Below are 24,501 nucleotides of genomic sequence, written 5' to 3' on the forward strand. Positions count from 1 at the left end.
CTCATTTTCTTTCGGTGTAGCAAGCTACGGTGAAAGAAAATGCGTTCGACTTGCATGTATTAGGCACGCCGCCAGCGTTCGTCCTGAGCCAGGATCAAACTCTCATAAAAAGTATTGATAAGTCATAAATGACTTTAAGCTCAAAATTGATTTTGCTAGCTATTGCTTGCATGTATTTTTCTTTAGTTTGCAATAAACTAAAGACCCTACACATTGGTTGTTTGCATTTATTTGTTCAGTTTTCAAAGGTCTACTTTGTCGTATTGACAACTTCTAGAGTTTATCACATTAAACTTTGTTTGTCAAATGATTTTTAAAACTTTTTTCAAACCCTTGATTAAAGATGTTTTCTTAAATCAAGTACTTTGTTATAGTATCATATAACTTTTTAGATGTCAATTACTTTTTTTATTATTTTTTAAGTCCTCATTTATCTCGAGGACAAGTAATAATATACCAAGTCTTTCTACAAAATGCAAGCATAAATTTTATATTTTTTTGATTATTTTTTGTCTCGAACATAAAGAGCATTTATTGTAATATAATTCGGAATTCATTTTAAAAGCATAAATATCATCGGCGATTTTTAGATTAATTATTCGTAAAAATGAAGCAGCCGCAAATAGCAACTGCTTCATTATAAAAAATTAATATGAATTTTGTTCACTTTCAATAATTGGAACATATATTCTGAAAATTGTACCTTGCCCTAGACTACTTTCAACGGTGATTCGTCCTTTATAGCTTTCTAACAACTGATAGGCAATTGAAAGACCTAAGCCATTCCCACCTTTTGTCCTTGCCCGTGCCTTATCCACACGATAGAAACGATTAAATACTTTTTGCAGATCTTCAACTGGAATCCCTTCACCAAAGTCTTGGATTGCAATTTCAAGTTCTTTCATGTTACTTGAAATACTTACGTGGATTTCTTTACGATCTAAAGAGTATTTTACCGCATTGTCTAGAATGATAATTAAGATTTGTTCGAAATGATTACGATAAATTTGTAGTGTTCGTTCTCTTGGTAAGTCATCATCCATCACGAACATAAAATCAGGATATAACAATTTAAAGTTGTTAAATACTTGATTAACCACCTCTTTAGCCTGACAAGTTTCATTACCATAGTAGATGTCTACTTGTTTCGCGCGTGATAAATCAAGCATTTCTTGAACCAAATCTTTCATACGCTTAATTTCCTGCATACTTGCAGATAATGATTCTTCCAAAATTTCTGGATCATCTTTTCCCCAACGATTCAGCATGCTCAAATGACCTTCAATAATGGCTACCGGTGTTCTTAATTCATGTGAAACATCTTCCACAAATTGTTCTTGTTGCTCAATATAAGTACGCATGCGATCAATCATTTCATTAAAGATTTCCGACAAATCAGATAATTCATCTCGTGTTTCAATGACCGGTGCATGAATATCAGATTGTGGGTCTTTGCGGATTGTTTCCATTGTATCGCGCAACATCTTTAACGGTTTCAAATAATATGAAGATAGCAAAAAGGCTAAAATCAGACTAAGTAAGAGTGAAATCAATTCAACTGCGATTAAAATCATTAATAGACTGCGCTTCATCTCATACATTGAACTCAATTCATAGAAAGTTTGCACATAGCCAATTTTTTCTCTCGTTTGCTTTGATATCACAGGTTGCACGCTCAACAAACCAGCTTGTTGATTAATCGTTGTGAGCTTATTTTCAATGGTCTCCACCGACTGTAGAGAAAGGCTTTCTTCTTTTGTTTTAAAAACCAGATGATAATCCGGATTATATACATAAAGGCGGAAATTATTTTGACCTAACTCAGCAATAAATGGATCGATACTCATCATATTGCCTTTTAATGTCGAAGTACGGTCATATAATCTAGCTTGACTTTCTGAACTATCTGTTAATTTGCGATACACGTTAATCAAAGTCAGCGATTGATCGTTATCGGCCAATTTCGATACGATTTGATAAGTGGTTTCTTCACTTTGTTTGCGCTCTTTTTCTACCAAAAGACTAACAGCTGATTTATACGTTGTTACTGCAAAAACCGTAAAAATGACAAAGATGAAGAAAGAGCTTGCTAAGGCCCACTTAATGGTTAAAGAAGGCCCCTTTAGCTCCTTGTTTTTCTTCTTAATCATTTTCATCATGAACGCATCACATATCCAGTACCACGAACTGTTTGAATGTAACTATCTTCACCAGGTACATCAATTTTATTGCGTAGATAACGGATATATACATCCACTACATTAGTTTCGACTTCAGTTTCATATCCCCAAACTTTATTGAGCAATACATCACGTGCCAATACCGCATTCACACTTTCCATTAGTGTGAGCAATAATTCATATTCGCGTTTAGTCAATTCAATAATTTCATTACCACGACGAACGACACGATTTTCCTTCTCAATGGTTAAATCACGATAAGTTAATGTCGTTTGTTTAGCCGCGTTTTTATCCCCTTCAATGTCAATACGACGTAATAAAGCACGAAGACGAGCAAGTAGTTCTTCAATCGCAAAAGGTTTAACAATATAATCATCTGCGCCGTGATCAAGGCCGGATACACGATCAATCACTGAATCTCTAGCAGTCATCATAATAATTGGCGTATTTTTACTTTGACGAATGCGACGACAAACTTCTAAGCCATTTAATTCAGGTAACATTAAATCAAGTAAAATAGCATCCCAATCCTTATTTAAGGCAGCATCTAAACCAGTTCTACCATTATAATGAACTTCTGTACTATAACCTTCATGTTTTAATTCTAATTCAACAAAGCGAGCAAGATTTTTTTCATCTTCAATAATTAATACGTTACTCATCTATACATATATCTCCTTTAATCTTTTTAATCATGCTAGCACAATTCTATCATGGATACGAAAGAAAAAAAAGGGGCAGACTCAAAAGAATTCATTGAGCCTGCCTAATCTAATTATTCATACCAATTGTAATGGAAAATACCTTCGCGATCTGTACGTTTGTAAGTATGTGCACCAAAATAATCACGTTGGGCTTGGATAATATTTGCTGGTAATTTTTCCGCACGATAAGAGTCAAAGTAGGCAATCGCTGATGAGAAGGTTGGTACTGGAACACCTGCTTGAACAGCTAATGCCACTACATCACGAACAGCTTGTTGATATTTAACTGTAATATCAAAGAAGTAATCATCTAATAATAAGTTTTCAAGATCATCATTCTTTTCATACGCATCAGTAATCTTTTGTAAGAACTGTGCACGAATGATACAACCTGCACGCCAGATTTTTGCGATTTCGCCAAATGGTAATTGCCAGTCATATTCTTTAGAAGCTTGGCGCAATTGAGCAAATCCTTGAGCATAACTCATGATTTTGCTAAAGTATAACGCTTGACGAATTTTTTCAACGAATTCAGCTTTATCCCCTTGGAACTCAAACTGTGTTTTAGGGAATTTTTGACTAGCATTGACGCGTTCTTCTTTATAAGTAGAAATAAAACGAGCAAATACAGATTCCGTAATTAATGGAAGTGGCACACCTAAGTCTAATGCACTTTGACTTGTCCATTTACCAGTACCTTTATTACCAGCTGCATCTAAAATGACATCAACAATGGGTTTACCTGTACCTAAATCATCTTTACGTGTTAAAATGTCAGCTGTAATTTCCATTAAGAAGCTATCTAGCTCACCTTTATTCCATGTAGCAAATGTTTCAGCTAATTCATCATTGGATAAACCTAAAACATTTTTCAATAGGTCATAACTTTCAGCGATTAATTGCATATCACCGTATTCAATCCCGTTATGCACCATTTTAACATAATGACCAGCACCATTTGGCCCAATGTATGTCACACAAGGTGCACCATCTTCAGCTTTAGCAGAAATTTGTTCTAAGACTGGTGCGATTAAATCATAGGCTTCTTTTTGACCACCAGGCATGATAGATGGACCTTTCAGCGCGCCTTCTTCACCACCAGAAACCCCTGTACCGATAAAGTTAATACCAGAGTTAGCTAATTCTTCATTACGACGCATTGTATCTTTGAAGAAGGTATTCCCACCATCAACTAAAATATCCCCTTTATCTAAGTGAGGCAACAATGCTTGAATGGTAGCATCTGTTCCTTTTCCTGCTTGAACCATCATAATGATTCGACGAGGTTTTTCCAATGATTGTACAAATTCTTCAATGGTATATGTTGCTTTAAAGTTTTTTTCAGGATGTTCATTTACAACGGCCTCTGTTTTTGATCCTGTACGATTGTATAGTGCAACTGAATAACCGCGACTTTCAATATTTAAGGCTAAGTTTTTACCCATTACAGCCATACCAACAACACCAATTTGCTGTTTCGTCATGTTCATTCCTCCTAATTTTACCTGGATATTTTCACAGGCTTTTCAATAGACTCTTTCATTATAGCCTAAAACGCTTATGATTAAAAGTAAAATCCTTTTGAGTAAAAAAAATAAACCCTAGGCCCCATGGTTAGCCTAAGGGTTTAAGTGCTTACTTGATTTTAAGCATTATTTAGCTGCCACATCTTTACCATCGTAGTAGCCACAGTTTGCACATACGTGATGGCTTTTCTTTAATTCACCACAGTTTGGGCATTCGTTTAAGCCGTTAATTGATAATTTGTAGTGAGTACGGCGTTTTGCTTTTTTAGCTTTAGAAGTTCTTCTAGCTGGTACTGCCATTTGCTACACCTCCTTATTTCAAATTGCAGAAATTCTGCTTTTATTCCAATCTTACTTATCTTCATCCTCAGAATCGAGTAATGCTGATAATTTTGCAAGACGAGGATCAATTTGATTTTCACTTTCTGCTTGTTTTTGACTAAGATATTCATCTTCTGAGATTACTTGCCAATCATTGCCAGATGGTAAGTCATCATTTTGTCTTTCCTCTTCAGACAATACTTGAAGTGGAATTGCAAGCAAAAGATTATCGATGATTGATGCTTCTAAATCCAAAGTCTGAGTATCCAAAATCAAAACTTCTTCATCAGGGATACTATCATCCTTCATTTTAAATTGCTCAGGTGTCATAAATAGTTCATCCACATCAACTGATAATGGAACAGCCACAGGTTCAAGAGACCGACTTGAAGGTAAAGTCATTACAGTAGTTAAATGATAGTGGGTAAAATACTCATTTGCCTTTACTTCTAAAAAGCCACTTACTTGAACAGGTGCTAGATCAATAACTTGTGAGTCACGTGCTAAGACAGCCTCTTTTAAATCAAGTGTTTCATTTAATTCAATGGTTTGTTCTTGATACTTTCTTAATTCTAATAAAGAATATTTCATCTTATCTCACCCCTAAGCAACAAAAGCTATTATACAGTTGGTTTTTAGCTTTGTCAATGAATTTTTCTTGACACCTTAAATTTATCTGTAATTTCTAATAAAAAGATTATTTAAAAAAGGTGGATAAACCATCTTTCGACAATCTACCCACCCATGTTTATCTAAAGAATCGTTTCAATTAGATAGTTGTTGTTTCTCCACGGTATACAATACCACGACGAGAATCTACAGTTACAACTTCGCCATCTTTCACAGCTGAAGTTGCTCCTTTAGCACCAACGATAACTGGTAGATCTTTAGCAATACCTACAACAGCAGCGTGTGAAGTTAAACCACCATCTTCAACAACTAATGCACTTGCTTTTTCGATAGCTGGCATAAATTCTTTATCAGTAGTAGGCACTACTAATACCATGCCATCTTTTGCGTTGGCAATTGCTTCTTCAGCAGTTTTAGCAACAACTGCATTGGCAACTACAGAACGGCTACCAACACCTTGGCCTTCAACTAATTTAGAACCAATTAATTGAATTTTCATTACGTTAGTTGTTCCGCGTTCACCAACTGGTACACCAGCAGTAATTAAGATTAAGTCTCCTTCTTTAGCAAAACCTAATTCTACAGCCTTCTTAGTAGCTAATTCAAACATTTCATCAGTTGTAGTTGGTTTTTCAGTAACTGTTGGATAGACACCCCAGTTTAACATTAAACCACGTTTTGTACGTTCGTCAAAAGTAACTGCTAAGATATCTGCATCTGGACGATATTTAGAAATCATTTTAGCAGTATGTCCTGATTCAGTAGCTGCAACGATTGTTTTAACACCTAAGTTTTTAGCTGCAGTTGCTACTGCCATACCGATTGTTTCAGTAACATCTGTCTTATCAAAGTTATCAATTTTGTATGTGCCAATTTTAGCTAATTGTTTTTCAGCTTCCATGTCGATACGAGCCATTGTTGAAACAGCTTCAACTGGGTATTGTCCATTAGCAGATTCACCAGATAACATTGTTGCATCTGTACCATCAAATACAGCGTTCGCAACGTCAGAAGCTTCCGCACGAGTTGGACGTGGGTTGTGTTGCATTGATTCTAACATTTGAGTAGCTGTAATTACGGCTTTACCTGCAGCATTACATTTCTTAATGATTGTTTTTTGAACCATTGGTACCATTTCAGCTGGAATTTCCACACCCATGTCACCACGTGCAACCATGATACCGTCAGATACTTTCAAGATTTCATCGATATTGTCGATACCTTCTTGAGATTCAATTTTTGAGAAGATTTGAACGTGAGTCATGTTCTTTTCTTCTAAGATTTCACGAATTTCTAAAACGTCTTGTGCTTTACGAACAAAACTTGCAGCAATAAAGTTAATATCATTATCAAGACCAAAACGAATGTCGTCTGCGTCTTTTTCAGTGATACCTGGTAAGCTGATAGATACACCAGGAGCGTTAACCCCTTTACGAGAACCTAAAATACCTGCGTTTTGTACTTCAGTAACTAATTCACGATTTGCTTCATCTTTTTCTAAAATCTTCATGTCGATTAAGCCGTCATCAAATAATACATGACCACCTACATGAACATCGTCATATAATCCTGGATAAGTAACAGCAATCTTTTCTTTTGATCCTACATGTTCGCCATCCATTGAAATACGTACGATATCACCGATATTGAATTCGATTTTACCTGATTCAGTACCTTGAACTGTTGTACGGATTTCAGCACCTTTAGTATCTAATAAAAGCGCAACATCTTTACCTGTTAATTTAATCGCTTCACGTACCATGTTCATACGAGATAATTGTTCTTCATGGTCACCGTGTGAGAAGTTAAAGCGGAATGCGTTGGCACCTGCTTCGATCAATTTTGCGATTGTTTCGACACTATTACTTGCTGGTCCTAATGTACTAACAATTTTTGTTTTTTTCATTACTACTTTGCTCCTATTCGTTTATTTTAAAAATAAGTAAAATACTTATTATTTACTAGATTAAGCTCTCAATTAAACTGACAATTCGCGATTTAATTGATATAGAGATAAATCTGGTTTATGTTTATGATTTTCTAACATATCGATAATGTCACGAGCAACGATTTGTTCGTTTTCGATACCGATACATAAACCACCTTTGTTTTCTTTTAGTAAATCTACGGCATAACCACCAAATTTACTTGCCAATACACGGTCACGAGCGCTTGGAGAACCCCCGCGTACAATGTGTCCTAAAATAGATACACGTGTATGGAAATCACCATATTCAGCTAATTTTTCAGCGAATTCGTTACCACCCATCACACCTTCAGCTAATACGATTAAGCAGTGTTTTTTACCGCGGTCACGACCTTGTTGAATACGTTCAGCAACTTCTTTCATATCAAAATCATGTTCAGGAATGATAATATCATCCGCACCACCGGCAACACCAGCCCATAAAGCGATGTCTCCAGCACCACGACCCATTACTTCGATAACAAATGTACGAACGTGTGAAGTTGCTGTATCACGAATGCGGTCTAAAGCATCTAATACTGTATTAATTGCAGTATCAAAACCGATTGTGTAATCAGTTCCCGGAATATCATTATCAATTGTTCCTGGGATACCAACAGCAGGATAACCATGTTTTGTTAAAGCCATCGCACCATGGTAAGATCCATCTCCGCCGATGACAACTAAACCTTCAATACCGAATTTTTTCAATTGTTCAATACCTTTAAGTTGTCCTTCTAAAGTAGCAAATTCAGGATAACGTGCAGAGTAAAGGAAAGTACCACCGCGTTGAATTTTATCACCAACATCAGCTAAATCTAAGCGACGGATATCTCCTGCAACTAATCCCGCGAAACCATAGTTGATTCCATATACTTCCATTCCTTCATAGATGGCCTTGCGAGTGACAGCACGAATTGCTGCATTCATACCTGGCGCATCTCCACCACTGGTTAAAATTCCAATGCGTTTCATATAATTTCACCTCATTAAAATATTTTGACACATTAAAATAAATGTTCCCTGCTAATCTTAGCCACGAACAGTATTTTACCATTAATTTATGAAAATGTCTTGTAGTATCTTGAAAAAATTAGAAAAATGTAAAGATAAATTGAAAATATGTGCAATTTATTTCATAACAACGTTTTCTTTACCTAACAATTGTCTAAGTTCAGCATACAAGTCAGCAGATTCTTTAATCCAAAATTTTTCATCAATCATTTGTTTCCGATGATTAAGTGCATCAAAAATAACAACCGGTACAGTTCCATGATGTTTTTCTAACACGCTTTGTAACTGATACATCAAACTTTCATTTTCAAAACCATTTTCAAAACGAAGGTAGCAAGTCTTCTGTTGTAACTGATTTTGGATTTGTTCATTAAAATACATTTGTTCAGCTAAAAATTGAATTTGTCCACTATAAGTACTGATTTGACTTTTTCCTTTAATCAATACACACTGATTGACTTGCAGATTTTGACGAATTTGTCGGAAAAGTGTCGGAAAAATGGTCACTTCTATTTCTTGTGTCCCGTCATTTCCGGTAATAAAGGCCATTTTTTCCTGGTTTTTCGTGGTTATCTCTTTAATATTTGTCAGATAAAGCAAGATACTGGCACGTTGATTGGCTACCAAGTGCGCAACTTCTACTACTTTTTCTTGTTGGAAGTAAGACTGATAGCGATCTAGCGGATGTCCAGATAGATACATCCCTAGATATTGATTTTCTAATGCTAATTTTTCTTCAAGGGCATATTCAGCAACTTGCTCATCTACGCTTAAAGTCATCGTCTCCAATAAATCTAGACTTCCCGCACTGATGACAAAATTTTGAATCTTACTGGACAATTGTTGCATTAGAAGTTTGCGATTTTCACCTAATTGATCAAAACAACCGACTGCAATCAAAGGTACTAAAAATTCTTCTTTGAGCCAATGACTATTCTGATGATAACCCCGCATTAAAAAGTCATCAAAGTCTTTAAACGCTCCATTTTCGTAGCGTTCTTTAACCATCTGGCGCAAGAAATCTTTACGCGTACCCTTGATATTCGCTAAACCAATTCTGATAGTATGTAACTGAACCATCGATGTTTCTAATTGACTTTGATTAATATCTGGTCCAAGCAATTGAACCTGGTATTTTTTTAGTTGATGGGCATATTCTTTTAATTTTTTCACATCGTTTTGGGCAGATTTCATTAATGCCGTAAAGAAGGCTGCTGGATAATGAACCTTTAAATAAGCCATTTGATAAGCTACTTTTGAATAAGCAAAGGCATGGGACCTATTAAACCCATAATCTCCAAAGCTTTCAATATAATCGTAAATCTGATTGGCACTTGCTTGTTGTACGCCATTACTAACAGCACCTTGAACGAAAATTTGGCGATATTTATCCATTTCGTCTTTATCCTTCTTACTTATCGCTCGACGTAAAATATCGGCTTGAGCAAGAGTAAAGCCAGCTATTTCTGAAGCAATTTGCATGACTTGCTCTTGATAGACAATGATGCCATAAGTGTTGGATAGAATTTTTTTCATCCGCGGATCGACATAGGTAACCTTTTGTTTCTTGAATCGTCTAGCCACAAATTCATCAATATGTTGCATAGGGCCTGGTCGAAACAGTGCATTTACCGCTGCTAAATCTTCTAAATTCTGCGGTACCACTCTTTTTAATACTTGGCGGATACCAGAAGATTCAAATTGAAATACCCCTGTAGTATCCGCTTTTTGAAAGATTTTCATCGTTTCTGCTTCATCAATAGGGATTTCAGCTTGACTACGTATCGCATTTGGAAAATGACGCATCGCTTTTAATGCATCATCAATAATCGATAAATTTTTTAAACCCAAAAAGTCAAATTTCAACAATCCAGTAGCTTGCACATCATTCATCGTATATTGACTTAAAAGTAATTCATCTGAACCTAGTTGCAAAGGAATTAAACTTCGCAAATCAATATCACTGATAACGACCCCTGCTGCATGGGTTGAAACATGACGTGGCAATCCTTCTAAAATAGAAGCAACATGATAGATTAGCTGATTTTTCTTAGAGCGCTCAATTAACTGGCGAAGGTCTTTGGATTGTTGATAGGCTTGTGCTAAAGTAATTTTTAAAGTATTAGGAACAGCTTTAGACCAATGACTGCTTTCACTTTGCGACAATCCAAATACTCTTGAGACATCTCTTAAGACCATTTTTGCTGCCATCGTACCAAACGTCGCAATCTGCACTACTTGATAATGTCCATATTTTTGGTGTACATAACGCAAGACTTCTTGACGGCGATTATCTGGAATATCTAAATCTATATCGGGCATTGTTTGACGGTCAGGATTCAAGAAACGTTCAAAAAGTAGCTGATACTTGATTGGGTCGACATCCGTAATGCGAAGTAAATAAGCGACTAGACTTCCCGCCGCCGAACCACGCCCAGCTCCCGTAACGATTTTTTGATCATGGGCATATTTCATTACATCATAGACAATTAAAAAGTAATCATCAAAGCCCATATTATGAATGACAGATAATTCATAGGCTAACCTTTCTTGGTAAGTAGGATTATCCTCTAAATGAAATGCTTGTAATTGCTGCTCACAGAGTGCTTTTAATACTTCATCAGCTTTTTGACCAGCCACCAATGGAAACTGTGGTAAAAGAGCCTGATGCAAAGGAATCTCCAATTGTACTTGCTCACATAAATGACTTAAATGTTCAAGCGCACTAGGTACACTTTCTTGATAATAGCGCTGATAAGATTCTTCAGATAAGAGCGAGTAAGCTTGTGAATGTTGAGCTGATTGGATTTCTTCTGATGTCAATACTTCACCACGCTGTACTTTTTGTAAGACCTTCAAGGCAAATGCTTCCTCGCTATGCAAGATATTTACTTTAGAGAGTGCTAAAGGCAATAAGTCAAATGTTTCTAAAAAGTCTTGAGTTACTTTTTCATAAATTTGGATGCCATAATAGACTTTAGGAAGAGATGCTTTGATTTCATTTATCAAATCAAGGCGATAAGTATTTTCCATCTCAGGATTAGCCAATGGATGTTCAAAATTAACAACCCAGGCTAACTGCTGTACATGAGTGATTTCAGCTAAATGAACGACTTCTTCACACTTTCTTTTTGTAGAAATTTCCATTAAAGACTGAAATCCCTGATAATTTAAAGCAATAGCAATTAAAGGCAGATTTCGTTTCATACGTTGTGAGTAATATGAAAATTTTAAACCAATAATCGGTTGGATATTTGCTTTTAGACAAGACTGATAAAATGTCAAAGCCCCACTTAACGTATCTTCATCAATCAATCCCAGCCTTTGATAACCCATCTTTTGGGCTAAATCAATATATTCGTTAACCTTAACAGTGCTATTCATCAAGGTATAGGCACTATTGGTATAGATTGGCACATAACTCATACGCTTGCTCCTTTCGTTGATTCTTCCTTTTTATTGTACTGAAGATTATCGCAACTGACAACAAGCAAAGACTTTACAATCGCTGAAAATATGTTAAACTAAAAGACGATTAAACAGGAAAGAAGGAATTTCTGTGAAATATATCGTTACCATGTTTTGGGCAATGATTTTAGGTCAAGTTGTTGGCTATCTAGGTAGTGCATTAACAGGTGGTCAATATGATTTTACTGTTACCGCACAACTATCCTTTTTAGTAGGCATCATTGTCATCATTGTTGCAAATGTCTGCGTTCCAAAAAAAGCAAAACAAAATTAATCGAGTAGGAGGTTAGTCATTAATTGACTAACCGACCTCTCACACCACCGTACGTACGGTTCCGTATACGGCGGTTCAATAACTTAAGTAGACTTTTTGGGCTAGTTCTGTCATGGAGACTAGCCCCCATTTATGTATTCTTTCGTTACTCATGGCTTTATGAACTTCTTTTGTCTTAGACAGTCTCCAGTATTTCTTGCGTGAATATGCGATACATTTTGCTTCGTCCTCGCTTAGTCCATATTTTATCAGCCAGTTGATTTTCGTTGAACACTTCTTCCATCTCTTGAGTACTAGCTGTCTGAGTCTTCGTCTCAACCATGCCTCAGTTCTCTTTATAAAGCCTTTTATGTGACCTATACCAAAGTAGTTTATCCATCCCCTAATCCTCAGATTAAGTTCTTTAATGATTTCTTTCATTGTTCCAGGTCTATTTCTTCTTGTCGTATATCTCAACGAATCTAGAAATGACTTTTGCTTTTCTTTGGTAGCTGTAAAACGACAGGTCTTGTTTACTCTTCTCATCAGACAGCCTAAGAATTTTAAACGTGTTGGGCTTCCAACTTTACTCTTGTCTCTATTGACCGTGAGTTTTAGTTCTTTCTCTAGAAATTTCGTAATGCTTTCCATTACTCTCTCTCCAGCTCTTTGTGATTTAACACAGACGACAAAATCGTCCGCATACCGCACGAATTTATGCCCTCTTCGTTCTAATTCTTCATCAAGTTGATGTAGATAAATGTTACTCAATAAAGGTGAGATAACGCCACCTTGTGGCGCTCCTTTTCGTGTCATTTTAAACCCATTTTTCATATCTATGGCGCCACATGTAAGGAATTTCCTGATGATAGTAAGTACCCTTTTATCTGGAATATGTTTTCCTAGTAGGTACATCAGTTTATCATGATTAATTGTGTCAAAGTATTGCTTTAAATCACAATCTACAACATAAGTATATCCTTCTTCATAGTACTTAGTGACTTGCTTCATAGCTGTTTTGGGGCTTTTTCCTGGTCTAAATCCATGGCTTGACCTTGAGAATGTTGGGTTTATGAATGGTTCTATTACCTGTCTAATCGCTTGTTGGATAACCCTATCCCTCACAACAGGAATCCCTAAACTTCTTGTACCCCCATTGGGTTTTGGGATATGTACCCTTCTTACCGGCTGAGGCTTATATGTTCCATCCATCAACTTTCTTCGGATGTGTGGATGATATTGTCGGATATGTCCCTCAATTTCTTCCACTGTCATCCCATCAATTCCTGGTTGACCTTTGTTCTTTTTGACCCTTTCACATGCTAGTAATAAATTATCTAGCGTTGTGATTTCTTCCATAAATGGGTGTCCACCACTTACTTTCTTCGCATTGCCTAAGAGCATACTCAACGCATTCTCATATCTTTTAGGTTCCGCCTTATTCTTCTGAGATTTGCTAGCTTGTTTGCTATTTTCTGTTGTCATCGTATCTCCTAACCTCCTTTCAGTTGTAAGTTGATTATTGTTCGGTCCTTCGAGTTCCCTCTACTATGACCTCTGCTGACTTCTCACTATTTGTTGTTACTACGGTGTTACCGCTAGTGAGACCTCCCTGGGTAAGAGTGCAGACCTTCTACTCATGTCACCGCTTCATTTACCATGCAGAACCCGGGCAGTATTGGACTTTGCTTTGTTTTGCAAGCTCATCCATTCTACATGGCCTTGTATGAAATTTCTGTTCGTCGGTGCAAGTATTTGCCTCGAGCTTCCTTCAGATTCCCCGTCGCCGAGGACACCCTTGCTGTCAGCTAACAGTTCCTACTGCCAAGCCTGTAGTGGACTTTCACCACCAAGTCTAACACCCATGCCAGGCGCACAAAAAACGTGATTGCTTACATTTAGCAATCACGTTTTTTACTTTATTCTGGTATATAATAGACAATCGGCTTACGAAAATTAAAGAGTGATAAGCACAAATTACAAAAGATGCAAATCGAAGTCACAATAAACACGCTACGATATCCAAATCCATGCGCAACAGTCGAACCAATCATCGGTCCAACAACTTGTCCAAAGTTTGAAAACATTTGATTATAGCTGTAAATCCGACTCACTCCTTCAGGCGGCGTAATCTTACTAATCAAAGTATTGACTGATGGCATTAAAGCACCGGTAGAAAAGCCTAGTAAAAATCGTAAAATCCCTAATTGCAAAGTACTGTGAACAAATGCCATCGGTAAAATACACGCTAAGGAGAATACTAAGCCACCTAATAGAATCTTATGGTTACCAATCTTATCGCCAAGTTTTCCTAGAGCTGGCGAAGAAATCATCGCAGACACCCCTGAAATAGAGACAATCAAACCACTTACAAATAATACATTGCCTTGATTGCCATTTAATTGACGAATAAATAAGGTTAAAATCGGACTAATTGAAGTAATCCCTACCTGAATAATTAGCGAGGTAACGAATAGACCAAATAATAATTGTACATTATGCATTTTCGCTAACAACTCTTTTAACGAAAGCATTTCTTGTTTGTGAACAGGTTTGAAATCTTCTTTGACCATCGTAACTGTCAAAATTAACGTAATTAATAGCACGGTTCCGGTAATTAGAAATACATTGCGAATCCCAAATATTTCCGCTAAAATCCCTCCTAATGAAGGACCAATCATCGTTCCGGCAATCGCACCAGTCGCCAATGTACCAAGCGCCCAACCACTTTTCTCACGTGGGGCTTGTGAGGCAATTAAAGCCGTGGCATTAGGAATATATCCTGAAAGTACGCCTGTTAAAAAACGCATAAATAATAGCCAATAAACATCAGGTACGAATGCCAGTGCTCCCATCGAAAAAGTCATCCCTGCCGCTGCTCGAATCATCATTAATCGTCGGCCTTTACGATCAGCTAAATTTCCCCAAATCGGTGCGACAAGTGCTGCGGCCAAAGCGGTCACTGAAATCGCTAATCCTGCATATAGTTCAACTTGGCTTTTAGGTGTATGTAATTGCTCAATATAGATTGGAATAAAAGGCATCACCAAACTAAAACTAGCCCCAGTAAAGAAGCACCCAATCCATGATATGTATAAATTTCGTTTCCAATCAATTTTCAAACTAATACCTTCCTTCTTTTTTCACCAAATAATACTATAGCGCAATTTTGCTTAGATTGACAACAGATTTACCGGAAATTTTTATTCTCGCAAGAAATCAAAAAAGGACGACCGCAAAGGGCAACTCAATAAGGGATTTGTAATCCTGTAAAATATCGGCATAGTCGTAATAATCGGCTATGCCTTTTTTACATTGCTTGGAATATGTACTTCACCAATGAAGTTGAAAATTACCTTTAGCTTTTTGGTGTTCCTGTCCCAAGGCTTTTCGTTTCCGTAAACATATATCTTCTCAATAAAAGTTCTGATGATCTCAGCGTTAAGTTCCTTGATATCTGTGTAAGTCTTAACCAATCGAAGGAAACGGTCTGCATTAGAGGATTTCTGTTTGGCTGTATCGATGATATGTCCAAGTTCTGCAAGACGATGTGTTAGTTGACTCTGCTCGGTTTCATAAGTTGCTAACATTTTTTCAAAACGCTCATCACTGATTTTACCTTCAACAATTGTCTTCGTACAACTTTTGAATGATGGTATCGAGCTTGCTGACTCTGGTCTGTGATTGTTCGTATTCTTTCTTGCTTTCACGAATTTCACGTTCAACCGCTTTAACATTTGACTTTGTAACCATCTCAACAAACTCCTTTTCATGCTCTCTAGCAAACGCTGTTACCTGCTGAATCATGTAAAGTAGAACATTTTCAATATCCACATTGCGTATTTGATGGGAAGTGCAGGTGTCTTTGCCTCGTTTGCGATAGTTGGCACAGACCATATATTTCTTGTCATGACTCCAGCCTTTGCCTCTGACTTGATATAACTTTGAACCACAGTCTGCACAGAATACCATGCCGGACAATACTGGCATTTCTCCGAGAGGTGTAGGTCTGCGTCTTCCGTCACGAATTCGCTTTACCGTCTGAAATGTGTCTTCATCAATAATAGCTTCATGTGTATTTTTGAAAATTTGCCACTCTGATGGATCATTCTTGATTGTTTTCTTTAGCTTATAGGATTTTTTCCTTGTTTTGAAATTGATCGTATGACCAAGGTATTCCTGCCTGTCAAGAATATCTGCTACCGTCCTAGGCACCCATGCATAAGGTTCTTCGGTGGTAGGTGCTGACGGATACAATCCGATTTCTTTGAAATAGGAAGAAGGTATAAGCACCTTATCGTTTTCGAGTTTTTTAGCAATCTGACTTGGACCATATCCCTCAATACATAATTGAAATATCCTTTTTACGATCTCTGCGGCAGGCTCATCCACGATCCAATGATTCTTATCCTTAGGGTCTTTCATATATCCATAAGGTGGATTTGTACACAATGGCTTTCCAGATTCGCCCTTGGACTTAAACACAGCTTTGATTTTCTTGCTCGTGTCCTTGGCGTACCATTCATTAATAATATTAAGAAATGGTGTAAAATCACTTTCTTGCTGATTGGCACTGTCAACTCCATTGTTGATGGCAATAAATCTGACTTCAGCTTCCGGAAAAGCAATCTCCGTGTAATAACCTACCTTAATCTCTATTCTCGTACCTCCAGTTGCACCATTTGGCATTTGCCTTTAGATATGGCGGTATATTTTCAGCTTTTACCATATGAATTTCCTCCTTTTTTATCTTTCAACAGTGAAAAGACAAAACTGATACGTTTAAGTACCAATTCTTAAAATCTTTTTCCTTACAAGTTACAGGCAAATACAAATGCCTGTTTTTTACCCTTTCAAGAAAAATTTTTTAAATTTCCTTTAACTAGTAGCCACGGGAAGATAACTAAAAGGACGTTTTTGAAGAATAAAAAATAAAAAAACTCCAAGTCATATAGGCCGGAGGATCTAAGAGGTAGAAAAATTCATAATTATGCGATATAATAACGCTATATTTTTGAGATTACAAAGACTAGGAGATGCGATATGGAGTTACCGGAAGAGATAAAGCGAATTAGACAACGAAGTCTATTAACACAAAATGATTTCGCTAAAGAAGTAAAAGTTGCATTCTCAACTGTAAATAGATGGGAATGTGGAAAAGCAAAACCTAACATTAATGCGATGAAAAGCATTAAAGAATTTTGCCTTAACCATGATATAGATTATTCAACTGTTGAAGAGGCATGGCTTAACTACACTGTGGAGGTTAAAGAAAAATGATTAAAGATATTTTGAATTCAAATGAAGAAATACTTCCAAACACTAAACAAATAGAAGTATTGAAGGAAAATTTTCCGGCCTGCTTTAACGCAGACGGCAGTTTTGATATTGAAAGATTCAAAGAATATTTAAGTGACAAGTTAATGGTTAGTAATGAAGGTTACGAATTAAAATTCCTCGGAAAGAATTATGCTCGCTTGTTAGCATCTATTGATACTACTACTGTTATTGTGCCAGACGAAGAACATAACAACAAACCAGAAAACAAAGATAGCCAGAATATTTATATTTCAGGAGATAACCTTGACGGATTAAAACAATTATTAAAAAGCTATGCACATCAGGTTAAATGTATTTATATAGATCCTCCATATAATACAGGCTCTGATGGATTTGTTTATAATGATAATTTTAACTTTTCGGCTGAAGAGTTATCAACAAAGTTAAGCATTGACGATGAACAAGCGCAAAGAATTCTTGATTTGACAAAGAGAGGTTCAGCTTCTCACTCTGCATGGCTTATGTTTATGTACCCTCGTTTATTGTTAGCGAGAGATTTGCTCACCGATGATGGAGTTATTTTTATATCTATTGATGATAATGAACAAAGTAATCTAAAACTGATATGTGATGATGTTTTTGGAGAAGAAAACTTTGTCGCAAATATTATCGTTCAAGCAAATAAGAGAGGGCAAACATATAAACAACTTGCTAAAACTCATGAATATCTTTTTGTTTATACAAAGAATATTTCAACCGAACTTAATGAATTAAGTAAAGGACAAGGAGCATTTGATAAACAAGATAATATTGGAGAATTTGAAGAAAGAGAATTGAGAAACAGAAACCCTAAATTTGGAAAATTTAATAGACCAAATCTTTACTATCCAATATATACAAATCCAAATTCAATTGATGAATGTGGATATTGTCCTGTTTCACTAGAAAAAAGCGAAGAATTCAGCATTGAAATTTTACCGTTAAACAGTGAAGGTGAGGAAAGTTGTTGGCGTTGGGGGAAAGATAAATTTAACCGTTTTAATAATTCATCCTCATCTATGGAAAGTGAATTAGTGGCAAAGAAAAAGAACACCGGTAAATATGGATGCTATGAGAAATATAGAAAAGGAACGTTTAAAGCTAAAACCATATGGTATGAAGATGATTTGGTAGGAGATTTATCGGGAGAAGACGATGATATTTGGGAAGAAACAAATGTTATAACAGAACAAGGTTCAAAGGAACTAACCGCCTATGAGATGGGAGATGCGTTTGATTTTCCAAAACCAACTTATTTAATAAAGAAAGTATTCCATATAGGTTCAAATGATGGAGATATATGTTTAGACTTCTTTTCTGGTTCTGCATCTTCTTTTGAAGCATTACTATCATTGAACGCTGAAAGCAATGGTAACAGAACCATGATTGCTGTTCAGTTACCAGAAGATTTAGATGAAAAATTTTCCAATGATTCAAAGACTGAAAAAGCAAAAACGCAGAAAGTTCTTGATTTTTTAGATAGTGTAAATCGAAAGCATACACTTGATCAAGTTGGGTTAGAAAGAATTCATAGGGCAACATCTAAAATTAAAGAAACATACCCAGATGCAAAAGTTGCTCTTGGCTTTAAGCACTATACCCTTGAAGAGCCAAATACAACTACTCTTGATAAATTGGAAAATTTTGTTCCAGAAAATCAAGGTATGTTCTTAACAAATGATATCCTTACAGATTTTGGAACAAATACTGTTTTGACAACATGGCTTGTTCGTGACGGATACGGGTTTAATGCAGATGTACAAAAAATAGATTTTGAGGGATATACGGGATATTTCATTGATAAACACCTATATCTCATTGATGCTGATATTACAAAAGACGCTATTACTGCCATTGTCGATAAATATGAAACGGACGGTAACTTTAATCCGGAAAATGTAGTGTTGTTCGGATATAGTTTTGTTTGGACTATGACAGAAGACCTTAAAATGAATTTAGCAAGACTCAAAGATACGGAAAAGAACCTTCGTATAAACTTTGATGTACGCTATTAAGGAGGCATAACATGGAACTAATCCTCCAACAACAATTACCACATCAGCAAAAAGCAATTGATGCTATTGTCGATGTATTTAGCGGTGCCTATATTTCAGCACCAACACAATTTTATACAAATCCCACTTTTTCATTGGCTGATGCTCACATTGCAACAAATATAAAAAGATTGCAATCTGAGTTACCGCCGGAATATCATTCAAATGTTCCTGTTTCAGACTGTGAGTATCTCAATCTGGATATAAAGATGGAAACAGGAACAGGTAAGACATATGTCTATACAAAGACGATGTTTGAACTGCATAAAAGATACGGCTTTAATAAATTTATCATTGCTGTACCCTCTCTGGCAATTAAAGCCGGTACAGAGCAATTCTTAAACGAACCATATGCAAGACGCCATTTCACCGATGGCTGTGGATACGGAACTGAAATTGAAACATTGGTACTGGAATCACCGAAAAACAAGAAAAAAGGGCGTTCTTATTTTCCTAGTGTAGTAAGTGAATTTGTAAAAGGTTCTTGCCAAAACACAAAGAAAATATATGTATTGCTTGTTAATATGCAATTATTGACAAATGGTAAAATGTTAACTCGTGATGATTATGACTATGGAGTGGAAGGCTTTTATAGACCATTCAATGCCATTGCATCTACTAAGCCAATTGTGATAATTGATGAACCACATCGCTTTTCACGTGATCAAAAAGCTTTTAAAGTTATTCTCGATGAGATTAAGCCTCAATCGATTATCCGTTTTGGTGCAACTTTTCCAGAAAGAACTTCAGGAAGAGGGAAAAATAAAATTACAATTAAGGATTACCAAAATCTTCTTTATGATTTAAATGCTTGTGCATCTTTTAATCAGGGTTTAATCAAGGGAGTAGCAAAGGAACATTTTGAGCCTGTTTCAAAGAAAGAAGAAAAAGTAAAAATAACATCTATTGATAGCAAAGAAGCAGTTCATTTTCAGTATAAAAAGAAAGATGAAGCAACAAGAAACTTTACACTGAAAAAAGGAGATTCTTTATCAATTATTAGTGATGCTTTTGAGGGAATAACTATTTCTGTAATTGATAAAACATCGGTTGAATTCTCCAACGGAATTATTAAGACTTCCGGAGAGGAACTTGATGTTGATATTTACATGACCTCATATCAGGAACAGATGCTGAGACTGGCTCTGCAGCGTCATTTTGAAACAGAAAAAGAAAATTTCTGTAATCGCAACTATAAGATTAAAACCTTAGCATTGTTTTTCATTGATGACATCACATCATATCGAAGTAGTGATGACGGCAAGAAGCCATATCTTCTAACAATGTTTGAGGAGTTGTTGAAAGAACAAATAGAAAAAACCATATCATCTTTAAATGAACACGATAAAGAATATAGAGACTATCTCGAAGCAAGCCTTTCAGATTTAAGTGCTTGTCATGCGGGGTATTTCTCTCAAGATAATAGTGATTCAGATGAAGACATAGCAAAAGAGATTGATACCATTTTACATGGTAAAACACAGCTTTTGTCTTTTAAGAATGAAGATGGAACACTGAATACACTACGTTTTCTCTTTTCTAAATGGACTTTAAAAGAAGGCTGGGATAATCCTAATGTGTTTACTATTGCAAAACTTCGTTCAAGTGGAAGTGAAAACAGTAAGCTTCAGGAAGTAGGACGAGGATTACGTCTTCCTGTTGATGAAAACGGAAATAGAATATCTAATGAAGAGTTCACACTGAATTATATTGTTGATTTTACAGAGGCAGACTTTGCTCAAAAACTTGTGGACCAAATAAATGGAGAACTTCCACAAACAGCAATTATTTCTGAAGAAAAATTGAATGCAGTAGCAAAGAAAATCGGCAAATCAAGTGATGATTTATTTGATGAACTTTATGATAAGCGTTACATTGACAGACATCTTAATATCAAACCGGAAACAAGAGATTTGTTCTTTGCAGAATATCCTGATTTTGCTACAGGCTTATCTACTGGAAAAGTTAAAGATAGAAATAAAGATAAACCAAAACCTGTGAAAATCCGCAAAGCTGTTTATAACGACATAAAGGAACTTTGGGAAACTATCAATCACAGATATTTGTTGTTTTATGATAATGATTTAAATGATAATTTAGATGATGTTTTGTTGAAGCTCTTTGAAAAGCCGGGAGTTTTTACGGATTTGGTTATGCGCAGTGACCGAGATGTGGTTGAAAGCAATGGAGCCGAGATGAATGCTATAAGAGAAACAGGGGTACAGTATGTAATTCACAAAACAATTCCATACAATGTTTTTCTAAAAAGAATATCATCTGCTACAAATTTACCAATTAAAGTATTACACACAGCACTGACTAAATATGCACAAAATCATGGAACAGAGTTTACTGCACATATCAATGAGAATACGGTAGCAGGTTTCTGTGCAGAATTTTCTGCATGGAAGAATGACAATTTGCAAGGAAGATTTAGATATGAACGCAGTAAGGCTCCGTTAGGTGCAACAGCACTTACTTATGCAGACGGAACTGTAAGGAGCGAAATATCGCAAGGAAGGATAGGCACAAAAATTGTTCCTGGAACCCCTAGTGACAAGTATTTATACGATTCCTACGCATATGATTCGCCATTGGAAAAAGACAATATTACTGCTGATATAGATGAAGTTATTGTCTACGGAAAAATTCCTAGAGCAAGCATTGCTATTCCTACAATTACTGGCGGAATGTATAGCCCAGACTTTATGTATGTAGTAAAGCATAAAAACGGACATAAAGAATTGAATCTTATTGTTGAAACAAAAGATGTTGAAAACAAAACAGATTTGAGAGGTACTGAAAAAGCAAAAATAGAATGTGCAAAAGTATTCTTTAATATGCTTACTGCAGATGGCTATACAGTCCATTTCAGAGACCAATTAGGAAATAAACAAATGGCACAGATTATCAATGAGATTATAAAGGTTGAAGAATAATGGATACAGAACAATTAGTGATCTCTCTAATAAAGACGAGACGAGAAGATGATTGGTGGGATTTCAAGAGAGAGCACCATCATGATAAAGCTGAACTTGTTCATGATATTTTATGTATGGCAAATAACCGTCCAAGAAGAGACTCTTACATTATATTTGGTGTAGCAGATGATGATTGTTCTATAACAGGCGTAGAAAATGATTCATACAGAAGAAATCAACAAGGCATTACCGATATATTAAGAAACATTACATTTGTCGGAAGTACTCGTCCAAGAATCGAAATGCAGACCTTTACTATTAATAATCATGAGATTGATGTTCTTATCATAAAAGACAGTCTTGAAGTTCCGTATTATTTAGAAAAAGATTATCAAGATAAAGACGTAAAAAATAAAGATGGAAAGAACTATGGAAAGATTGTAAGAGCATACCATGTGTATACACGAGTTGTAGATAATAACACACCTATTGATAAGCAGGCCGATTTAAACGATGTTGAATTTTTATGGCGGAAAAGATTTGGATTATTAGAATCACCATTAGATAGAATTATGATGTATTTAAAAAATTCTAATTTATGGGATTGTTCTCCTGATAATTATAACTCCGAAAAGTTATATTATAGATTTTCACCTGAATTCACAATAGAATCAATAGTTGATGATTCAAAGGACGGATATCAGTATTACTTGTTTAATCAAACTGATATCCATCCTAGGTGGTACGATATTAATTTGTACTATCATCAAACAATGCTTGCTTCATTAGAGGGACTGTCACTTGATGGTGGACGTTATTTTACACCATCGCCAAGAACAGATGGTATTTCATTAACTAAATACCATCATTGGGATATTTCATTTAAGTATTTTATCAAAGATTCCATTGAACATATTGTAAATGTATTTTATTATCATCCGGATGGTGATGATGAAACAATAGCACATGATAAATTTATGGATTGCATTCTTTTGTTTGAAACAAATGATGAAAAAGAACGTTTTAAAAATTATGTTTTCTATAACTGGAATAATAAGGAAGAATACAGCAGCAACATATGGATGCCCTATTTTGAAGAAATAGAAGGTTATAATATGGATGTAATTAAAGAGGAATATCGGAATTCACAGATATTACAAAAAATGCTCGTTGCGTTTCGTAAGGAGGCTTGTAAATGAAAGCAAAAAAATGGTTAACAATAATCACGTTGGCAATATCCATTATTGCTTTGGTACTAGCATTCGCAATTGGAAAAGAATCAAATTCTATTTTTTATGACATTGAAATGGCTATTCTTGGAAGTGCTCTTTTAGGATTTATAATGTCACTTACAGAATATTTTGTAGAAAAACAAAAGTCTATGGAAGAATTCTGGCTTCAGGCTACTAAAGTTTTAAAAGAATTAAGGAAAATTAAATACCTTGATTTTGATGCTCCAGCAGAATTAGTGTTAAACGCTTTACAGGAAGAGAATTCTAATGAGCGGATAGAAAAATTTTCACTTATCTCTGAGAATACAAAAATTGAACATATAGCAAAGGAATCTTTGATTTCCTGGTATCAAGAAAATATTCCAATGCCATTTAATGAAAATGACGATATCAATGATGAGTTAGAAAAATATTATAATACTAGCATGAAACAATATATGGATTCTTTACAATATTGCATGGATAGTTATTGTCATGTAGCATCCACTGAATTAGGCCAACTTGATAATGCATATGGAAATCTAGACTTTATGATATCGAACAAAAGTATACGTCAATCCGCATATGATGATATTTTTGATAAAATGCGAAATATTGTTTATCAATTTCGTTCTGAAGCATATCATTTCAATTTACTACAGAATAACAAAGAAAATTTTGCAGTGTGTGCTTTAAAGGTTTCAGAACTTAATCAAAAATATTTTATATCAGAGGAAGAAAATATTCATGGCTCTGTAAATACATTAATTTATCAAAATGTGTTTGATGAAGTTGACAAATCATTAGAAAAATTTAGGTGTAAAATATATAGAATCAAATATGTTGAACCAAAAAGAGAACCGACTTCTGGCAAGATGTTATATTTTGGCGAAGATGAGAAATAAAATTATCTCACCTACCATTTCGGTAAGCG

General features: G+C 35.5%; 18 protein-coding genes and 1 rRNA gene. 6 read left to right on the forward strand and 13 right to left on the reverse strand.

Annotation, left to right across the window (positions count from 1 at the left end; genetic code table 11):
- The 9 genes from ACTQZM_RS01805 to ACTQZM_RS01845 form a co-directional block, all read right to left on the reverse strand.
- A 16S ribosomal RNA gene (locus ACTQZM_RS01805) occupies positions 1–110 on the reverse strand; the annotation flags it as partial.
- Between the two features lie 537 nt (positions 111–647).
- A complete protein-coding gene (locus tag ACTQZM_RS01810; protein ID WP_205247310.1) occupies positions 648–2,159 on the reverse strand; it encodes a sensor histidine kinase in 1,512 nt (503 codons plus the stop codon).
- Positions 2,156–2,842, reverse strand: a complete 687-nt coding sequence (locus ACTQZM_RS01815; RefSeq protein ID WP_018345213.1) for a response regulator transcription factor — start codon at positions 2,840–2,842, stop codon at positions 2,156–2,158. The genes ACTQZM_RS01810 and ACTQZM_RS01815 overlap by 4 nt, the downstream gene beginning before the upstream one ends.
- Before the next feature lie 113 nt (positions 2,843–2,955).
- Complete coding sequence (gene gndA / locus ACTQZM_RS01820) at positions 2,956–4,368, reverse strand: NADP-dependent phosphogluconate dehydrogenase (RefSeq protein ID WP_047338785.1); 1,413 nt, start codon at positions 4,366–4,368, stop codon at positions 2,956–2,958.
- A gap of 168 nt (positions 4,369–4,536) precedes the next feature.
- Positions 4,537–4,710, reverse strand: a complete 174-nt coding sequence (gene rpmF / locus ACTQZM_RS01825) for a 50S ribosomal protein L32 (RefSeq protein ID WP_047242983.1) — start codon at positions 4,708–4,710, stop codon at positions 4,537–4,539.
- 51 nt (positions 4,711–4,761) lie between these two features.
- Positions 4,762–5,322, reverse strand: a complete 561-nt coding sequence (locus tag ACTQZM_RS01830) for a YceD family protein (protein WP_441652718.1) — start codon at positions 5,320–5,322, stop codon at positions 4,762–4,764.
- 178 nt (positions 5,323–5,500) lie between these two features.
- Complete coding sequence (gene pyk / locus ACTQZM_RS01835; protein WP_441652719.1) at positions 5,501–7,267, reverse strand: pyruvate kinase; 1,767 nt, start codon at positions 7,265–7,267, stop codon at positions 5,501–5,503.
- 72 nt (positions 7,268–7,339) lie between these two features.
- Positions 7,340–8,302 carry a 6-phosphofructokinase gene (pfkA, locus tag ACTQZM_RS01840; protein ID WP_441652720.1) on the reverse strand — a complete coding sequence of 321 codons (963 nt, stop codon included), beginning with the start codon at positions 8,300–8,302 and terminating at the stop codon, positions 7,340–7,342.
- A 156-nt stretch (positions 8,303–8,458) separates the two neighbouring features.
- On the reverse strand, positions 8,459–11,767 hold the full coding sequence (locus ACTQZM_RS01845) for a DNA polymerase III subunit alpha (protein WP_441652721.1): 3,309 nt from the start codon (positions 11,765–11,767) through the stop codon (positions 8,459–8,461).
- Between the two features lie 133 nt (positions 11,768–11,900).
- Here ACTQZM_RS01845 and ACTQZM_RS01850 point away from each other — a divergent pair, with 133 nt between their 5' ends.
- Entirely contained in the window at positions 11,901–12,083 is a 183-nt protein-coding gene (locus ACTQZM_RS01850; protein WP_047341511.1) for a YjzD family protein, read from the forward strand.
- A 75-nt stretch (positions 12,084–12,158) separates the two neighbouring features.
- Here the strand turns inward: ACTQZM_RS01850 and ltrA are convergent, their stop codons facing one another.
- From ltrA to ACTQZM_RS01870, 4 genes are all read right to left on the reverse strand, one after another.
- Entirely contained in the window at positions 12,159–13,547 is a 1,389-nt protein-coding gene (gene ltrA / locus ACTQZM_RS01855; protein WP_441652722.1) for a group II intron reverse transcriptase/maturase, read from the reverse strand.
- Between the two features lie 434 nt (positions 13,548–13,981).
- Entirely contained in the window at positions 13,982–15,184 is a 1,203-nt protein-coding gene (locus ACTQZM_RS01860) for a multidrug efflux MFS transporter (protein ID WP_441652723.1), read from the reverse strand.
- Between the two features lie 177 nt (positions 15,185–15,361).
- Positions 15,362–15,652 carry a DUF4368 domain-containing protein gene (locus ACTQZM_RS01865; RefSeq protein ID WP_441652724.1) on the reverse strand — a complete coding sequence of 97 codons (291 nt, stop codon included), beginning with the start codon at positions 15,650–15,652 and terminating at the stop codon, positions 15,362–15,364.
- Positions 15,653–15,683: 31 nt separating this feature from the next.
- Positions 15,684–16,751, reverse strand: a complete 1,068-nt coding sequence (locus tag ACTQZM_RS01870; RefSeq protein WP_441652725.1) for a recombinase family protein — start codon at positions 16,749–16,751, stop codon at positions 15,684–15,686.
- A 354-nt stretch (positions 16,752–17,105) separates the two neighbouring features.
- Between ACTQZM_RS01870 and ACTQZM_RS01875 the strand changes: the two genes are divergently transcribed.
- Genes ACTQZM_RS01875 through ACTQZM_RS01895 form a run of 5 tightly spaced genes read left to right on the forward strand, consistent with a single transcriptional unit; the run spans position 17,106 to position 24,472 of the window.
- Entirely contained in the window at positions 17,106–17,342 is a 237-nt protein-coding gene (locus tag ACTQZM_RS01875) for a helix-turn-helix domain-containing protein (RefSeq protein ID WP_007049039.1), read from the forward strand.
- Positions 17,339–19,396, forward strand: a complete 2,058-nt coding sequence (locus ACTQZM_RS01880; protein WP_441652726.1) for a site-specific DNA-methyltransferase — start codon at positions 17,339–17,341, stop codon at positions 19,394–19,396. Before ACTQZM_RS01875 ends, ACTQZM_RS01880 begins: the two co-directional genes overlap by 4 nt.
- 11 nt (positions 19,397–19,407) lie before the next feature.
- The gene (locus ACTQZM_RS01885) at positions 19,408–22,374 is read left to right on the forward strand and encodes a type III restriction-modification system endonuclease (protein WP_441652727.1); all 2,967 of its coding nucleotides are present in this window, start codon (positions 19,408–19,410) and stop codon (positions 22,372–22,374) included.
- Entirely contained in the window at positions 22,374–23,555 is a 1,182-nt protein-coding gene (locus ACTQZM_RS01890) for an ATP-binding protein (protein ID WP_349110620.1), read from the forward strand. The genes ACTQZM_RS01885 and ACTQZM_RS01890 overlap by 1 nt, the downstream gene beginning before the upstream one ends.
- Positions 23,552–24,472 carry a hypothetical protein gene (locus tag ACTQZM_RS01895; protein WP_441652728.1) on the forward strand — a complete coding sequence of 307 codons (921 nt, stop codon included), beginning with the start codon at positions 23,552–23,554 and terminating at the stop codon, positions 24,470–24,472. Before ACTQZM_RS01890 ends, ACTQZM_RS01895 begins: the two co-directional genes overlap by 4 nt.
- The last annotated feature ends 29 nt before the right edge of the window (positions 24,473–24,501 follow it).

The sequence above is a fragment of the Enterococcus cecorum genome, from assembly GCF_052119425.1.
Classification (GTDB): Bacteria; Bacillota; Bacilli; order Lactobacillales; family Enterococcaceae; genus Enterococcus_E; species Enterococcus_E cecorum_C.

What these genes read in the sequence shown, in the direction of transcription:
- ACTQZM_RS01810 (WP_205247310.1), bottom strand. Translation starts at nt 2,159, where the DNA reads ATGATGAAAATGATTAAGAAGAAAAACAAGGAGCTAAAGGGGCCTTCT.
- ACTQZM_RS01815 (WP_018345213.1), bottom strand. Translation starts at nt 2,842, where the DNA reads ATGAGTAACGTATTAATTATTGAAGATGAAAAAAATCTTGCTCGCTTT.
- gndA (WP_047338785.1), bottom strand. Translation starts at nt 4,368, where the DNA reads ATGACGAAACAGCAAATTGGTGTTGTTGGTATGGCTGTAATGGGTAAA.
- rpmF (WP_047242983.1), bottom strand. Translation starts at nt 4,710, where the DNA reads ATGGCAGTACCAGCTAGAAGAACTTCTAAAGCTAAAAAAGCAAAACGC.
- ACTQZM_RS01830 (WP_441652718.1), bottom strand. Translation starts at nt 5,322, where the DNA reads ATGAAATATTCTTTATTAGAATTAAGAAAGTATCAAGAACAAACCATT.
- pyk (WP_441652719.1), bottom strand. Translation starts at nt 7,267, where the DNA reads ATGAAAAAAACAAAAATTGTTAGTACATTAGGACCAGCAAGTAATAGT.
- pfkA (WP_441652720.1), bottom strand. Translation starts at nt 8,302, where the DNA reads ATGAAACGCATTGGAATTTTAACCAGTGGTGGAGATGCGCCAGGTATG.
- ACTQZM_RS01845 (WP_441652721.1), bottom strand. Translation starts at nt 11,767, where the DNA reads ATGAGTTATGTGCCAATCTATACCAATAGTGCCTATACCTTGATGAAT.
- ltrA (WP_441652722.1), bottom strand. Translation starts at nt 13,547, where the DNA reads ATGACAACAGAAAATAGCAAACAAGCTAGCAAATCTCAGAAGAATAAG.
- ACTQZM_RS01865 (WP_441652724.1), bottom strand. Translation starts at nt 15,652, where the DNA reads ATGTTAGCAACTTATGAAACCGAGCAGAGTCAACTAACACATCGTCTT.
- ACTQZM_RS01870 (WP_441652725.1), bottom strand. Translation starts at nt 16,751, where the DNA reads ATGCCAAATGGTGCAACTGGAGGTACGAGAATAGAGATTAAGGTAGGT.
- ACTQZM_RS01875 (WP_007049039.1), top strand. Translation starts at nt 17,106, where the DNA reads ATGGAGTTACCGGAAGAGATAAAGCGAATTAGACAACGAAGTCTATTA.
- ACTQZM_RS01880 (WP_441652726.1), top strand. Translation starts at nt 17,339, where the DNA reads ATGATTAAAGATATTTTGAATTCAAATGAAGAAATACTTCCAAACACT.
- ACTQZM_RS01885 (WP_441652727.1), top strand. Translation starts at nt 19,408, where the DNA reads ATGGAACTAATCCTCCAACAACAATTACCACATCAGCAAAAAGCAATT.
- ACTQZM_RS01890 (WP_349110620.1), top strand. Translation starts at nt 22,374, where the DNA reads ATGGATACAGAACAATTAGTGATCTCTCTAATAAAGACGAGACGAGAA.
- ACTQZM_RS01895 (WP_441652728.1), top strand. Translation starts at nt 23,552, where the DNA reads ATGAAAGCAAAAAAATGGTTAACAATAATCACGTTGGCAATATCCATT.